This window comes from Aliidiomarina celeris, assembly GCF_003316875.1.
In the GTDB taxonomy this organism is placed as follows: domain Bacteria; phylum Pseudomonadota; class Gammaproteobacteria; order Enterobacterales; family Alteromonadaceae; genus Aliidiomarina; species Aliidiomarina celeris.
The window spans coordinates 26499-41680 of the sequence record NZ_QMIL01000009.1 but is presented as its reverse complement, the minus strand read 5'-3'; the positions used below and the strand labels follow the sequence as shown (position 1 = coordinate 41680).

Here is a 15182-nt window from a genome sequence, read left to right as displayed (position 1 = left end):
AGGTATTAAAATGACACGCTTGATCGTTGTAATTATTTCGCTACTTGCCGTGTTGGCGAGTCCGGCGGCGTTTGCTGCTGGGCCTGCTCCGCTCGATCTCACCGGCTCACTAATAGGCTTTATTTGTATTGGTATTTTCGTACTGGCGTACGTGCTGGTTATGGGTGAAGAAAAGCTTCACATGCGAAAGTCGAAGCCTGTTTTAGTCGCGGCGGGAATAATATGGATACTTATTGGCTGGGTATATGTGCAGCATGGCTTTACTGATCAAGCCGAAACAGCCTTCCGCCACAATTTACTCGAGTTCTCTGAACTGATGCTGTTTCTTTTGGTGGCAATGACGTATATCAATGCATTGGAAGAGCGGCGACTTTTCGACGCCCTTCGTGCATGGCTTATTCGTAAAGGGTTTAGCTACCGGAGTTTGTTCTGGATTACCGGGCTCTTAGCCTTCTTTATTTCACCCATTGCCGACAACTTAACCACAGCATTGCTGATGTGTGCGGTTGTTATGAAAGTGGCAGAAGGGGACCGCAAATTCATTAGTTTGTCGTGCGTTAATATTGTTATTGCGGCAAATGCGGGTGGAGCATTTAGTCCCTTTGGCGACATTACTACTCTTATGGTTTGGCAGGCAGGGCTGGTTTCCTTCAATGAGTTCTTGGCGCTGTTCATACCGTCGATGGTGAACTACCTTGTGCCTACCTTGCTCATGAGCTTATTTATTGAAAATCGCAAACCGTCGCAATTAGAAGAAGATGTAGAGCTTAAGCGCGGTGCACTGCGCATTACCTTCCTTTTCCTTTTTACCGTGGCAACGGCGGTAGCATGCCATACATTCTTACATTTGCCGCCGGTACTCGGCATGATGATGGGATTAGGCTACTTACAATTCTTCGGCTATTTTTTACGCATGACCTTACCAGGTTCACTAGCACGCAAACGTGCTATGGCCGAGCGTGCGGGTGACGTTGAAAAGTTAAAACGGCTTGGTGGTGTTATACCGTTCGACGTATTTAGCCGAGTGTCGAGAGCCGAATGGGACACATTGTTGTTCTTTTACGGCATTGTAATGTGTGTCGGGGGGCTCGGATTTTTGGGCTATTTAGGGCTAATGTCAGACATTCTCTATACGCAATGGGACCATACTTACGCCAATGCGGCGTTAGGGATTGTTTCAGCGGTCATCGATAACATACCGGTTATGTTCGCGGTGCTGTCGATGCAGCCGGAAATGTCACATGGGCAATGGCTGCTTATTACGCTTACCGCAGGTACGGGAGGCAGCCTGTTGTCGATTGGCTCGGCAGCCGGTGTAGCGCTTATGGGGCAAGCACGAGGCTACTATACCTTTGCCAGCCACCTAAAATGGACACCGTTTATCTTACTCGGCTATGTGGCGTCCATTTTTGCCCACCTTTGGTTAAATGCAGACCTTTTTGCAGTATTTGGAAGCCATTAAGGCTCTATCTGCCGGGCAATAGGCTGTTGTAAAGAAATGAGCGTTTCAGTGGATTGAACTTCGTCGATTACCTGTAAACGCTCAATTAACAACCTGTGTAAGGCGTCGATGTCTTTCACGAATATTTTTACTAATATGCTGTATTGCCCTGTTGTGTAATACGCTTCCACAACCTCAGGTAATGCCCGAAGTTTTTCCAAGGCTTTCGGGTAGTCGCCAGCTTGACGCAGAATAATTCCAATAAAACAACTAATGCTATAGCCCAAGGCCTTTGCGCTGGTCACAACTTGAGTACCGGTAATAACCCCCGCCTTACGTAATTTCTCAACTCGCACATGTATGGTGGCGGGCGATACTTGGTTTTCTTTTGCTATTTCGGCATAAGACGTTCGAGCATTGTGTTGTAAACGCTTGAGGATTTGTTTGTCTAGATTATCGATCATTCAATTACCGCCTTAGTTTTTCTACTTTAATTGTTCTTTGTATATCATTATGGCTTTTTGGTTAAATAAAAATCTAGTGATCGGCTATTTATTTTAGCGCATATTGCGTTTTTCGGCGATTTTGTTGATTAATAGCTTTTATTTAGGAAGGAGATAAAGTTCATGAGCGCAGAATATATTCGTCATCAACAAGCCATTCGTTGGATCAAACACAGCTTTACCGAAGCACTCTGTAAGCAACTGCACTTAACCGAAGTGGAGGCCCCCATTCTAACCGACCCGAGCGAGGGGGTTCAGGACGGATTGTCGGGGGCGGAAACAGCGGTTCAAGTGCATGTACAATCGTTGGCGCGGAGCTATGAAGTGGTGCATTCATTAGCGAAATGGAAGCGCCAACTACTGTCACTACAAAACTTTCCCGTTGGCACTGGTATTGTTACGCAAATGAAAGCATTACGACCGCTTGAGGACCTATACAGCCCCGTTCATTCGGTTTTTGTGGAGCAGTGGGATTGGGAGCAAGTTATTGCTGATCACGAGCGCACAGCTGTGCAATTGCACAGTGCTGCGGACCGAGTTTTTGCGTCATTGAGCGAAGTTTTTCACGCTTACAAAACACGCTACGATTCAGCCCTGACATTACCGACAGAGTTGACCAAAGTTACCTCAGAGCAATTGCTCCAGTGGTACCCAAAACTCAGCCCGAAGCAGCGTGAGCATGCTATTGCGCGGGAATGTGGAGCGGTTTTTATACAGGGCATAGGGGGCAAATTAAGTGACGGTTCCATGCACGACACCCGTGCTCCCGACTATGACGACTGGGCACTTAATGGCGACCTTTTGGTATGGAACCCAGTGTTGGAACGTTCGCTGGAGCTAAGCTCAATGGGGGTTCGAGTGAACGGGCCAACACTCAAAGAGCAAGTGGCACGTGTTGAGCGAGAGGAGTTACTCGCATTACCTTGGCACCAGCGTTTATTAGCCGGCGAGCTTTCGCAAACCGTTGGGGGCGGCATCGGTCAGTCACGGGTAGTGATGTGGATGATGCAACAACCTCATATTGGTTGTGTGCAAGCCAGTGTATGGCCTGCAGCACTGAAAGAACGCTATGCGTTATTGGCGTAATTCTCGGAATGACGCCCAACAATATTGATAGACTCGCCACCGTCTACAGTTAGTGTTTGGCCACAGACAAAGTTGTTGTTGATAATGTACTGTAGTGCTTGAATTAAGTTGTCGGTACTGCCTTGGTGTTTCAATGGAATGCCGTCTTCCCGCCAGCGAATGTAGTCGTTAGTGCGTTGTGAAGCTGGCAATATAACGCCCGGCGCAATTGCATTTACACGAATGTTAGGAGCAAACTCTAAGGTTGCCATGGCATTAAATTCGCTAAACGCTTTTTTCGACAATAAATAAGCCGAATAAGGATACTGATTATAAGCAATTTTATTGTCCAGCACGTTGATCAGCAATGCTGGTTGGCGTTCGCTACCATTGTGGGTTGCGAGTTGAGAAAAGCGTTTACTTAGCAGAAAAGGAGTGAATAAATTCACTTGAAACTGGGTTTGTAACGTTTCGAGAGAGGTTTCTTGAATAGTGCCGGGTGCATAGGTAGAGGCACTATTTAGAAGCAAATCGATACGCCCCATTTGTTCGACGACTGTATCGATTAAGCACGACACATCGCCGTTTAGGAAGTCACACTTAAAAACGTTTGCGCGGCCACCCGCGGCGCGGATCGTTTCGACCGTGTCCTCAGCGCCTTCGCTTGAACTATTGTAGTGCACGGCTACTGCATAACCGAGTTCCGCAAGTGCTAAAGCAAAAGCTTTCCCAACACGAGTTCCACCACCCGTTACCAACGCAACTTTCTCAAACTTCGCCATTTTCTAACCTTTTCATAATTAAACCCTCAATAACCTTAGAATACCGCAAAACCCCCAAAAAAGATCCAACTACGGGGTCAGATAACGATTTTCTAGCCTGCTTCTAGAGAAAACAAGGGTTTAGGGGTGGGGGGTCAGATACAAAAGGGCGTGATATCTGAAGAGTTACACCTAAAGTTTTAATTTTATGGAGAAAAGTCGGGGTTCTGACCCCTGGTTGTTGGGTTCTGACCCCCCTGGGGCTCGGCCTACGGCCCGCACGTTGTGCGTCCAAAACGGCCCCGAAGGGGGGAGGCGCATGGATGCGCCGAATAATCTGGAGCCTCTGGCACATAAAAGAAAACCCGCCGGAGGCGGGTTTCTCATTAATTTGGTGCCCAGAGGCGGAATCGAACCACCGACACGGGGATTTTCAATCCCCTGCTCTACCGACTGAGCTATCTGGGCGTGGGTGCAATTAAACGTTTTCAGCGGATCAAAGTCAAACGCTTTTTGGCGTTTTGTGTTTGATTGGTCAGGAATTGCCCGTTTTCAACACTTTTCTTCAATCCACCGAAATAACCGATTAACGTAAGTACGTGGTGCCTGCCAAGCAGCGCTCGTAAAAGTCGGTCCAACGCACGCCTTCGCGCGGTGCTAGGTTACCTTTGCGAATTTCACGGTCAATCGACTTTTTCACTACTTTCGCCATGTAATCGGTATTGTATTGCATGGTTTCCAGCACCTTTTCAGCCGAATGGCCAGGTACAATTTCCTCAATGTAGAAGTCGCCGGGCTCGTCGTCGTGGCTAAAAATATGTACTTCGGTAAGGCGCCCAAATAAATTGTGCATATCACCCATTACGTCTTGGTAAGCACCGGTAAGGAACATACCAATGGTGTACTCCTCACCCTTACGCAGCTTATGCATGGGAATATTTTCACTGATTTGGTTGCTTTCAATATATTTGCCTATTTTACCGTCGCTGTCACAGGTAATGTCAGCGATTGAGCAGCGAACTTCTGGTTTTTCATTCAAGCGGTGCAGGGGAATAATTGGCAAAAGCTGGCCAATCGCCCATGTGTCTGCCGCCGATTGGAAAATTGAAAAGTTAGCTAAATACTGGCTAGCAAGGCTGTCTTCTAGGTCGTCGAGCTCTTGTATTTGTCGCGTTTCGTCGTCTAAGGCATTGTGAATATCGCTCAAAATCTGCCAATACATGGTGTCTATTTTGGCCATGTCGATAATGCTAAGAATTCCCAGTTTAAACGCCTCATAAGCGCTTTGTTTGTACGCAGCTGCGTCGTTGTAACGTTCTTGTGGGTGCATTTCTTGCGCAGTAACGAGCTCACGCATGTTCGACAGCAATACGTGCTCACCTTCTTCGGCGCTAATATCAAACTTAGTGCCGGTAAGTGAAACTTCGCCAACAACGTTGGTGACCACAAGGCTATGGTGGGCCGTGATGGCACGGCCACTTTCGCTAACAATATTTGGATGGTTTACGCCTTCAAGATCACAAATCTGTTTAACGCCGTAAACCACGTCTGCAACATATTCTTCGGTTGAGTAGTTACGTGATGAGTCGGTTGTGGTACTCGAACCGTCGTAGTCGATTCCTAAACCACCACCAATGTCGAGGTACTCAAGCGGAACGCCCATTTGGACCAGCTTTGCATAAAGCCGTGCGCCTTCGGTTACCGCTTCTTTAATTTTACGGATGTCGGACAGTTGGCTACCAATATGAAAGTGCAGTAGTTTTGCACAATGCAACATGTCATTTTCTTTCAAATACTCAATCGCGTTAACAATTTCTGCAATACTGAGACCGAATTTGGCGCGGTCGCCTGAAGAACTCGACCATTTACCTGTACTACGCACCATCATTTTTGAGCGCAGGCCAATCATGGGGTCAACTTTAAACTTCTTCGCGAGCCGAACCAGCATTTCAAGCTCTGAAAACTTCTCTACAACCACAATCATTTTGCGTTGTAAATGGCGGCCCAATAGCGCCATAGTGAGGTAGTCTTCGTCTTTATAACCATTCAATATAGTAAGCGCATTCGGGTTGTCGTTGTACGCCATCACGGCCATAAGTTCTGGTTTGGAGCCTGCTTCTAGCCCGTAATTGTAGGGTTCGCCAGCGTCTAGAATTTCCTCCACAACCTCGCGCATTTGGTTTACTTTAATCGGGTAAACACCAACATATTTGCCTTCGTAACCAGCGGTTTCGATGGTTTCAAGAAAGGTTTCGTTCAGAATTTCAACTTGTGAACGCAAAATGTCATGAAAGCGAATAACGGCAGGAAATTGAATGCCTTCAGCTTTCATTTCTTCAATGACTTCTGCCATATCAATAGTAATTTCTGGCATGCGGTGATTGGGCGCTACTTGAATATTGCCATTTTCGCCAATACTGAAATACCCGGCTCCCCACTTTTTTACACCGTATAGGTCTTCAGAATCTTCAATAGTCCATGCGTTGGTCATGAGCGAGCTCCTTCAAGTACAAGCAGAAGTTCGCGTACTACTTTTGCAGCGAACACGTCGGAATTTCCCGTTGGGTCAATTTCGGGTGAAAGTTCAACAACATCGGCGCCAACGAGATTGCGCTCGCGCAACAACTTAATAAGGCTGATGAAAGAGTGGAAGTCTTCGCCGCCGGGCTCTGGTGTGCCCGTTCCTGGTAAGAAAGACGGATCGAAATAGTCTAAATCTAGAGTAAGGTAAATAGGGCGATTTTTCGCAATAGCGGCAACGCTGTCGAGAAAGTCTTTACGCGACGTGCGTATAGTTTTGTGCTCGCGCATGTATTGATACTCTTCGCGCGTGCCCGAACGAATTCCATACTGAATAAGCTCGTGCTCGGGGCCGAAGTGATCGAGCGCGCGGCGAATAATAGACGCATGGGAATAGTGGTAACCGCTAAAACCGTCGCGTAAGTCTGCATGGGCGTCGAGATGCAGTAGCACTAAATCTGGATATTGTTTCAGGTACTTCACAATCGGCGCGTAGGAAATAGAATGCTCGCCTCCTAGCGTGAGTACTTTAATGTTGTTCGCTGCAAGATCGATCGGCTCAAACACCGCATTGAAGTCGTCGCTTGCGCGTTGCCATTGCTGTTCAACGTCAGTACTCTCGCCAAGTTGCAAGTTGCCGAGGTCTTGAAAATCATAGGCTTCCAAGTCGTCGTCTTGATAGGGTGAATACGACTCGATGTCTTCTGAAACGGCACGTAAACCGTTGGGTCCATAGCGCGTTCCTTTGCGGAAACATGCGGTGCCGTCGAAGCCAAACCCAATTATATAGGTTTGGTTAGCAGTAATTTCAGTGGCTAAGTTCGCGCCGAAGTATGCGCGTACCGGCTCGTCTAGTGTTACTGGAACAGGGAATGTTTGTGCCAATTCCTAATACCTCTGCGTGCTTGAAAGCGAATGAAGTGGTTAAAAAAGGGGCGCTATTATGCGTTTTTGCGTACCTTTTTAGAAGTAAAATTTACACCTTGCAGTCCGAGTTGAAGGTTAACAAGCCGAGGGGCGAGCGGCTTATCTCTGTCGAAGGTAAGATGAAGCGGTACTTCAACCACATGTTCGTTCTCTAAACCTATCATTACGTCACTGCTTCCTTCAAGAATAGCACTTACGGCTGCTTGTCCTAGCTGCATGGCCAGAATACGATCTTGGGCATTGGGTCGGCCGCCTCGTTGAATGTGCCCTAATGGACATGCATGGCAGGTAACTCCTGTAGCCTTGGTTAAGCTTTCGGCCAAGGCATGAACGCCGCCTGGCCATAAATTCTCCGACAAAATAACAATGTAGCTACTGTCTGGAAAAGCTACCCGGGCTTGTTTGATATTGTCGGCAAGCTCCGGTAGTTTTGGCTGAGGATCCATTTCTGGCAAAATCATAGCTTCGGCCGCACTTGATATTGCAGCGTGCAAGCCAATAAAACCTGCTTGTCGCCCCATAACCTCGATAATAAACACGCGGGCCATGGCTTCCGCCGTTTCACGTACGCGATCAATCGCTTCCATTGCCGTGTCGACTGCTGTTGCAAAACCTATAGTAATGTCTGTGCCGGCTAAGTCGTTGTCGATGGTGCCGGGAATGCCGATTATTTGTCCTTGCCAATAGTTGGCTAGGTGAGCTGCGCCGCGAAATGACCCGTCGCCCCCAATAACCACCAGTGCAGAAATGTCGTGGTTATTTAACTGCGTAGCCGCTTTTTGAGCCGTTTCCACTTCTCTAAATTCAGGATAGCGGGCGCTCTTTAAAAAGGTGCCACCGCGTTGGCTCACTAGCCGCATATCGTCGGGATGTAAAGGCTGAAATAAATTGTCTACAATGCCTCGGTAACCATGGCGAAAACCAACAACTTCAATACCTTCTTGATACGCGGTATTTACAATGGCGCGAATACAAGCGTTCATACCAGGAGCGTCGCCACCACTGGTGATCACGGCAATTCTTTTCATCAAACAGATTCCTTCTTGGTGTCAGAGTGACAGCTTAACGGAGACTGAGGCGCTGACCAAGTGAGATTTAAGCGGTACACTGATATTTTACCCGAAAAGAGAGCTAAGCATGATGCCAAACCAAGGTGTTTACGTTGACTATTTAGAACTGCAGAGTTGGAGTGTTGCGTGTTTTGAACGCGCAGGTGCAGTGCCGCAAATGGCAGAGGCGATGGCAAACGCCTTACTTAACGGTGACTTGCTCGGTTTTCGTACACATGGCGTGCGTCGTTTACCCTACAATGTGAAGCAATTAGTCACCGGTAAAATACGGGGGCAGGGCGAGCCTACCGTGCTGAAAAAGAAATTGGCCGTGCAAATGTGGGACGCCACGGAGCTTTCTGGTTTATATGTGATGCCACAGGCAGTAAGTCGTGCCATTCAGATGGCCCAGCAAGCGGGCACCGGTACGGTGGTGGTCCGTCGAGCGGAGCATGTAGCTAGTTTGGCTGCGTATTTAGAGCAAGCAACAGCTGCAGGCATGGTGATCAGTATGATGGCCTCCACACCTGCCCAGTCAAGCGTAGCACCTTTTGGTAGTAGCGAACCTTTATTTTCGCCTAATCCATTCGCGATAGGCGTGCCAACTTCGGGTTCACCGCTATTGTTAGATATGAGTTTTTCCACTACAGCTGCAGGAAAAGTTCGACAGGCATACGAACACAATGAGTTATTACCCTGGAATGCATTGGTGACCGCGAGTGGGCATGCGAGCCGTGATCCAAAAGTATATTTTGAGGAGCCCAAAGGAGCAATTATGCCTTTGGGTGGTTTAGATTTAGGTTACAAGGGCTACGGCCTTTGTTTAATGAGCGAAATTTGGACCATGGCACTCAGTAACTATGGCCGTGCGCAGGGCCAACACGACGGCGAATGTAATTCTGTTTTTGTGCAGGTAATGGATCCTGCTGCGTTCGGTGAGCCGGAGCAGTTTATTGCGGTAACCGACGACTTATTAGCTCGCTGCAAGGCCTGTAAGCCCATTCACCCCGATATTCCGGTTCGCATTCCTGGCGAAAACGCTTTGCAGTTGAAGCAGCAACAACTCGAGCAGGGCGTTTTTATCGACCACTTAACTTGGGCAAAGCTTTTGTCCTGTAGCGAGCGGCTGGAGCTTACTGCTCCTTTAGCGCGTGAGGCGGCTGCCAACTAAGCTCAGGGTTGCAGGCGAGAGAGTAGCCAGTCGCCGTTTTCCTGACGGCGGTATTCAAAGCGGTCGTGTAAGCGTGCTCGGCCGCCTTGCCAAAATTCATAGCGGTCTGGGTGAACCTGAAAGCCGCCCCAATGTGGCGGCCTAGGGATCTGTTTTTCGCTGGCAAATTTCTTTTCCATTGCTGCAAACTTTTCGTCGAGCGCAGCGCGGTCGTGAATGGGCTCACTTTGTGCCGACGCCCAAGCGCCGAGCTGGCTGGCGCGCGGCCTTGAATGGAAATAGCGGTCGTTTTCCGCGTCGGTTAAGCGCGTAGCCTGACCTTGAATTAAAATTTGCCGTTCCATCGACAACCATGCAAAGTGTAAGCTGCATTGTGCGTTACTTGTGAGCGAACGCCCTTTGTGGCTGTTGTAATTGGTGTAAAAGCAGTAGCGGTCGGGTTCTGCATGCTTCAGTAATACAATACGTTGCGTTGGCATACCGTCTAAAACGGTTGCGAGTGTCATTGCCGTTGGATCGGGTAAATCGGGTGATGCTACGGCTTCGTTAAACCAAAGATTAAACTGCTCGTGAGGATGGTTTGGAAGCTCATCGCGGTCGAGCGAGCCGCGGTCATAATCGCGGCGAATGTGGTCGATGCTCATTCAGTACTACCTGTGTTATTGAAGAACAATTCAGCATGTTCGAAGGCAATGGCGGTATTGTTCATAAACATGTCGAGTAGTTTACGGTCAGTTTCGTTGAGGTTGCTAATACCGCGTATATAAAGAAGGTAAAAGTGCTTGGCCGATGTTTTATACACGCCGTAATAGGTGCCGTCGGCAATCTCAAAGCCAACGTGTTCGTGTTGTTGCAAGAGGTTAGACACTATGTCGCGGTTTAGGACATGCCGCACGGAGCCGCCGACTTGAGCAATGAACTCTCCGGTTGCTGCAATAATGTGCATCGGTTGATCGTCGTCGCCACTTGCAGTGAAACCGTCGATTCGATAGTAAGCCGCTGTATTCGAGCGCGTGAGTAAGGCGACAAGTTGTTCAAGAATGCCTTGGCTGAGTTGGTGCATAGACTTGGCATGAAAAATTTCTGCAGACGCTTCAATAATCCGCTCCAACCCCACCTTGTAACGCTCGATGGCCTGTAAGTCGCGGAACGCTCGTAAACTGGAGTACATAAGGGTCATGAGTTTACGGTAGGTCAGTTCAGTTTTTTCTTTGTAGTCGTCTATTTCATACTTGGCTATAACTTCTTCTTCGGGGGCTTGCCCCGGCTGACCGGTACGCAACACAATGCGCACCATACGGTTTTTTAGAATTTCGCGTGTCCACTTTACAAGGTCTAAACCTGCATGGTCGTCTTCCATAACTACGTCGAGCAACATCATGGCAAAGTCGTCGCGCGCCGCCAAAATTTCACGTGCCTGCGCACCGGAGTACACCGAGGTGAATGCCAGTGGACGACCGTCGAGCTTGAAATCACTGAGTGCCATTTTTGTAATAACGTGAATTTCTTCGTCGTCATCTACAATTAGAATTTGAAAAGGCTCCACCGGCCCAATGTTCTCAGGCTCTGCTTCCTCGGCGAACACAAAAGAATCCTCAACCATAATTTGCTCTCAGTATCTGTCTATTAGGGAACGAATCGGTACTTTTGCTCACCGGCTATGTAGGTGCTCAGTACCTTAATACGCCAAAGTTGCGCGGCTTCAATTTCAAAGGGGTTTTTGTCGACAACGATGAAATCGGCCCATTTGCCCGGTTCTAAGCTGCCGGTGCTGGTTTCTAAATGCCCCGACCAAGCAGCGTCGAGTGTGAAGGCTCGTAGTGCTTCCGCTAGCGTCATACGCTGTTCTGGATACCAGCCCTCAACAGGCTGATTATTTCTATCTTGCCGAGTAACAGCTGCGTGGATGCCGAAAAATGGGTTGGCTAACTCCACCGGGAAATCGGAGCCGGCGGCAATAACGGAGCCTTGGTCTAAGAATGTACGCCACGCATAGGCACCGGCGATACGTTCGCTGCCAACTCTATCTTCAGCCATGTTCATGTCGCTGGTGGCGTGAGTGGGCTGCATGGAAGGAATAATGCCGAGCTCTTTAAAGCGTGGAATGTCACTTAGCGCCACAATTTGTGCATGTTCGACACGATGCCGTAATGGGTTCAGTTCGGCATGTTCTTGTTCCGCAAAAATGTCGGCAAAGGTGTCAAGGGCAAGCCGGTTGGTGTAGTCGCCAATGGCATGGTAGTTAATTTGAAAGCCTGCGTCGTTTACTGCATTGAAGAGTTCATACAAGCGGGCTTCAGGAGTAACTAACAGCCCTTTGTTTTCAGGATCGTCGCTGTAAGGTTCGATGAGAGCTGCGCCGCGGCTACCTAGTGCGCCGTCACCATAGAGTTTTACGCTATTAATTTGCAAGCGATGTTGATCGTCTAAATACGGCCCGTCTTGCAACATTTGTGCGAGAAGCGGGTCGGTACCACTGATCATGGCATGTATACGCAAATTTAACTGCTGCTGTTGCAATAAAGCCTTATAAGCTTCGAGCGCGTCATAAGACACACCTGCGTCGTGTACTTGCGTAATACCTAAAGCCAGTAAGTGGTCAACGGCCTGCTTTGTGGTTGCGGCCAACTGTTCTTGCGTAGGTGCTGGAATATGTTGCGCAACAAGGTCCATGGCCGTGTCGATTAACACACCTGTTGGCTCACCATTGCTGTCTTTAACAATTTGACCGCCCTCTGGTGATGGTGTGTCTGCGGTAATACCCGCAATTTCCAGTGCTTTGCTATTCACCCACGCAGCATGTGCATCTACTCGGGTGAGATAAACAGGGCGGTCGCTAAGTACAGCGTCGATATCTGATTTGTTGGGAAACTGGCGCTCTGGCCAAAGTACTTGGTTCCAGCCGCGGCCAACAATCCAATTCAGTTGCAAATTTTTGTCGGCATAGTTGGTAACTTCTGCCACGGCAGCCGTTTTGCTTGTTAATCCCCGCAGGTCTACTTGCTGCAAGTATTCGCCAAGACTCAAAATATGGCCATGCGCGTCGATGAGACCCGGCAACACGGTGCGACCGCCGAGGTCCACGTGCTTGGCGTCAGGCAATAAACTAAGCAAGCCGTGATCTCCAGTGGCAATAATGCGACCGTTTTGCACAGCCATAGCGGAAAAGGTGTTTAAATGAGTGCTTAGCGCTTGGCTGTCGGCATTACCGCCAATAAAGCTATAGCCTGTGAAGTTATGATAAACCTTGGTTTCTGTTGCCTGTGCCAAGGGCGCTGCACTCAGAATAGTTAGCGCCAGTAGTGCGGAGAATAAACGTTTTATATTCATAGTTTTTTTTATCGTTAAGGTCATAGTAGATTCGCTTTATTGAAATATACGTGTTTTTTGCCAAATTTGCAGTTCGCCCCGAGAGGTAATCATAAAAACTTTTGTTGGGTCGATAAAAACGGCGGCTATTGTACCTTGCCGCAGTGGGTTTTGAGCTTCGCCGAGTTGCCCTGTTTGCGTATTTGAATGTTCAGTATGAAAGGCGAACCAGCGATTATTACTGCCACCAACGACGCCGAGGGAACCATCGAAGGCGAAGCTATGCGCAGTAAAGTTAGGGCTTAATAAGCGCTTTTGTAGGTGGTCACTTTCTGTAATTTGAGTCACAGACAGCGGATTGGTGCTCGCCACAGGGCTATTCGACTCGTTGGATATAATCCAAAGGTTTTGGTTGGTGTCGGTTAGCACCTGCTTAATTGCACCGTGAATGCGCCAGACTTCTCTGTTTTGCATATTATTAATGTTGCCAAGATACAAATTACCACGAGTGTCTGCGGCAAATAGCTGTTCATCGGTGTGTACACTGGCAGGAATAAAGCCAATGCTCTGGATAGGGTGAGGCAGTGCGGCCATGATCGTAAATTGCGGTGTAGGCGTAAAGGTGATCCGAATCAGTTGCTGCTGTTCTGTGGCAATCACAAGTTCGGAGTCATTACTCGCAACATAACGAATAGAATGTGGACTCGCATGAACCAAGGTGTCGAGCGTGTTCGAGCGCCATTGGAAACGCATGAGTTGATCGCGGTCGTATATCCACAGAATGTCGTTATTTTGCCAGTGAACGCGCCAAATGCCATTGGGGTTGCCCACGTTAACGGCTTGCGCCAAGCTGCCGTTGGGTTGGTAAATACCGACTTGCGCTCCGCTCGACAACGCCAGCATTCCTGTTGTAGAAAATGCCGCGTGTTCAGCGGCGGTAGTGTTGAGTTGGACGCGCTCTACCCCCGGTACTGAGTCGCTGCACGCGAGCAGAAAAAAGCTGCCTAGCAGAATGATCTGTATACCAATGAACGTACGTAGTGGCTTAAACAAATTGCGCTCCAATACTAACATTTGTTTAATATATTTGTTAAAGTAACATTCGTTTCATTTTTAGCAAAGTAAGGCGTAATTTCTTTACGCAATTGTAACAGTTGCAGTGGTGGTTAAAAGCGTTACAGCACAGTAAGTCACCCTCGCATAGTCGAAAGCAAGTAACCGCGGGAAGTAGAGCCCGGAGACATACAACATGAAAATTCTTATTATTGATCCGCAGTTTATTACGCGCTCTGGCCTCATTTATTTATTAACAAGCTATACCTCTGAAGTGGCTATTTATGAGGCGACCGACATTGAAGTAGCAGAAAGCTATTTAACCAGCGGCGAGAGTTACGATTTAATTTTCACTGAGCTCGACTTGCCTGACGCCGATCATAAAAACGTGGTGTCGCGCCTAGCTGCACTTGCACCTGATGCACACATTGTGTTGTTTACCTGGCGGCAGCATCAAGCAGACATTCGCCAATGCTACAACCAAGGTGCGAAAAGCTATTTACGAAAAGACATTTCTGCAGAAGAAGTAAAATTAGCTGTGCATGGCCTGCTACAGGGCAAAGCGTACGTTCCAGAGAGCAGCACTCGGTTTGAGAGTTATCGCTCAGACGCGGAACGAAAGTTGTCACCACGCCAGCAGGAAATTATGCAGTTGTTGGCGCAAGGCCTATCTAACAAAGAAATAGCCAATATTCTGGGGATTACCGAAGGGACCATTCGGGTGCATTTGTCGTCTATTTTCAAGGCCATTAAAGTGTCGAATAGAACAGAGGCAACCTTGTGGTATTTGTTACGGCAGAATAAAGTTGCGAGTTAAATGCGGCTAGATCAGCTTCAAGCACAGGTAGAAAAGCTTCACAGAGCACCGACAGAGCGCTGGAACCCTGAGTTTTGTGGTGATATCGATATCGAAATTAAGCGCTCCGGTGAGTGGTTTTATGGTGGTTCGAAAATTAGCCGACCACAGCTTGTGCGCTTGTTTGCAAGCGTGTTAAGGCACGAAAACAACGAATATTTTTTAGTTACCCCCGCAGAAAAAGTACGCATACGGGTTGAAGACTTGCCGTTTGTTATTGTGGGCTGGAAATTAGTAGAGAATGACGGTTTAACCTGGCTGCAGGTAGAAACCAATATTGGCGAGCAGTATTTAGTTTCTGAACAGCACCCTGTTGTGAGTGTTGCTGAACTACCAGCCGTTCAAATTCGTGACCACCTATTAGCACGTGTGCACCGCAATGTTTATTATCAATGGGCCGACCGGCTAGAAAATGCCAAGCCAAGCGAAGCGCCCGGTTATTATTTAGTGAGTGGTACAGAGCGCTTTTTAATTGGAGAAGTAGGCCCCTAAAAGGCTTGCCACTAGATACAGATCAAACAAGCCTA

14 protein-coding genes and 1 tRNA gene are annotated in these 15182 nt (G+C 48.2%); 5 read left to right on the top strand and 10 right to left on the bottom strand.

Annotation, left to right across the window (positions count from 1 at the left end):
* Window positions 1–10 precede the first annotated feature (10 nt).
* On the top strand, window positions 11–1462 hold the full coding sequence (nhaD, locus tag DQW12_RS13135) for a sodium:proton antiporter NhaD (RefSeq protein WP_198683964.1): 1452 nt from the start codon (window positions 11–13) through the stop codon (window positions 1460–1462).
* Here the strand turns inward: nhaD and asnC are convergent.
* Window positions 1459–1905 (bottom strand): transcriptional regulator AsnC, encoded by a 447-nt coding sequence (gene asnC / locus DQW12_RS13130; RefSeq protein WP_113908333.1) that lies wholly within the window; start codon window positions 1903–1905, stop codon window positions 1459–1461. The genes nhaD and asnC overlap by 4 nt on opposite strands.
* A 162-nt stretch (window positions 1906–2067) precedes the next feature.
* Here asnC and asnA point away from each other — a divergent pair, with 162 nt between their 5' ends.
* A complete protein-coding gene (gene asnA, locus DQW12_RS13125) occupies window positions 2068–3030 on the top strand; it encodes an aspartate--ammonia ligase (protein ID WP_113908332.1) in 963 nt (320 codons plus the stop codon).
* Here the strand turns inward: asnA and DQW12_RS13120 are convergent.
* The 5 genes from DQW12_RS13120 to DQW12_RS13100 form a co-directional block, all read right to left on the bottom strand.
* Window positions 3012–3791 (bottom strand): SDR family oxidoreductase, encoded by a 780-nt coding sequence (locus DQW12_RS13120; RefSeq protein WP_113908331.1) that lies wholly within the window; start codon window positions 3789–3791, stop codon window positions 3012–3014. The two genes, asnA and DQW12_RS13120, sit on opposite strands and share 19 nt — an antisense overlap.
* Window positions 3792–4162: 371 nt before the next feature.
* Window positions 4163–4238 (bottom strand) — tRNA-Phe (locus DQW12_RS13115).
* Window positions 4239–4356: 118 nt separating this feature from the next.
* Window positions 4357–6261: a biosynthetic arginine decarboxylase gene (gene speA, locus DQW12_RS13110; RefSeq protein WP_113908330.1), complete on the bottom strand. Its 1905-nt coding sequence runs from the start codon at window positions 6259–6261 to the stop codon at window positions 4357–4359.
* Window positions 6258–7175, bottom strand: coding sequence for an agmatinase (speB, locus tag DQW12_RS13105; protein ID WP_113908329.1), 918 nt, complete (start codon window positions 7173–7175; stop codon window positions 6258–6260). The genes speA and speB overlap by 4 nt, the downstream gene beginning before the upstream one ends.
* A 56-nt stretch (window positions 7176–7231) precedes the next feature.
* On the bottom strand, window positions 7232–8245 hold the full coding sequence (locus tag DQW12_RS13100) for an ATP-dependent 6-phosphofructokinase (RefSeq protein WP_113908328.1): 1014 nt from the start codon (window positions 8243–8245) through the stop codon (window positions 7232–7234).
* Window positions 8246–8354: 109 nt separating this feature from the next.
* On the opposite strand from DQW12_RS13100, the gene DQW12_RS13095 reads away from it, so the two are divergent.
* Window positions 8355–9437: an Ldh family oxidoreductase gene (locus tag DQW12_RS13095; RefSeq protein ID WP_113908327.1), complete on the top strand. Its 1083-nt coding sequence runs from the start codon at window positions 8355–8357 to the stop codon at window positions 9435–9437.
* A 2-nt stretch (window positions 9438–9439) separates the two neighbouring features.
* Here the strand turns inward: DQW12_RS13095 and pdxH are convergent, their stop codons facing one another.
* Genes pdxH through DQW12_RS13075 form a run of 4 tightly spaced genes read right to left on the bottom strand, consistent with a single transcriptional unit; the run spans window position 9440 to window position 13799 of the window.
* Complete coding sequence (gene pdxH / locus DQW12_RS13090) at window positions 9440–10081, bottom strand: pyridoxamine 5'-phosphate oxidase (RefSeq protein WP_113908326.1); 642 nt, start codon at window positions 10079–10081, stop codon at window positions 9440–9442.
* On the bottom strand, window positions 10078–11040 hold the full coding sequence (locus tag DQW12_RS13085; protein WP_113908325.1) for a DUF3369 domain-containing protein: 963 nt from the start codon (window positions 11038–11040) through the stop codon (window positions 10078–10080). The genes pdxH and DQW12_RS13085 overlap by 4 nt, the downstream gene beginning before the upstream one ends.
* Before the next feature lie 23 nt (window positions 11041–11063).
* Complete coding sequence (locus DQW12_RS13080) at window positions 11064–12767, bottom strand: amidohydrolase (RefSeq protein WP_232819998.1); 1704 nt, start codon at window positions 12765–12767, stop codon at window positions 11064–11066.
* Window positions 12768–12803: 36 nt separating this feature from the next.
* Window positions 12804–13799 (bottom strand): hypothetical protein, encoded by a 996-nt coding sequence (locus DQW12_RS13075; RefSeq protein WP_157957931.1) that lies wholly within the window; start codon window positions 13797–13799, stop codon window positions 12804–12806.
* 196 nt (window positions 13800–13995) lie between these two features.
* Between DQW12_RS13075 and DQW12_RS13070 the strand changes: the two genes are divergently transcribed.
* Both DQW12_RS13070 and DQW12_RS13065 read left to right on the top strand, forming a co-directional pair.
* Window positions 13996–14616, top strand: a complete 621-nt coding sequence (locus tag DQW12_RS13070; RefSeq protein WP_113908323.1) for a LuxR C-terminal-related transcriptional regulator — start codon at window positions 13996–13998, stop codon at window positions 14614–14616.
* The gene (locus DQW12_RS13065; RefSeq protein WP_113908322.1) at window positions 14617–15147 is read left to right on the top strand and encodes a DUF1285 domain-containing protein; all 531 of its coding nucleotides are present in this window, start codon (window positions 14617–14619) and stop codon (window positions 15145–15147) included. It abuts the gene before it with no gap.
* The last annotated feature ends 35 nt before the right edge of the window (window positions 15148–15182 follow it).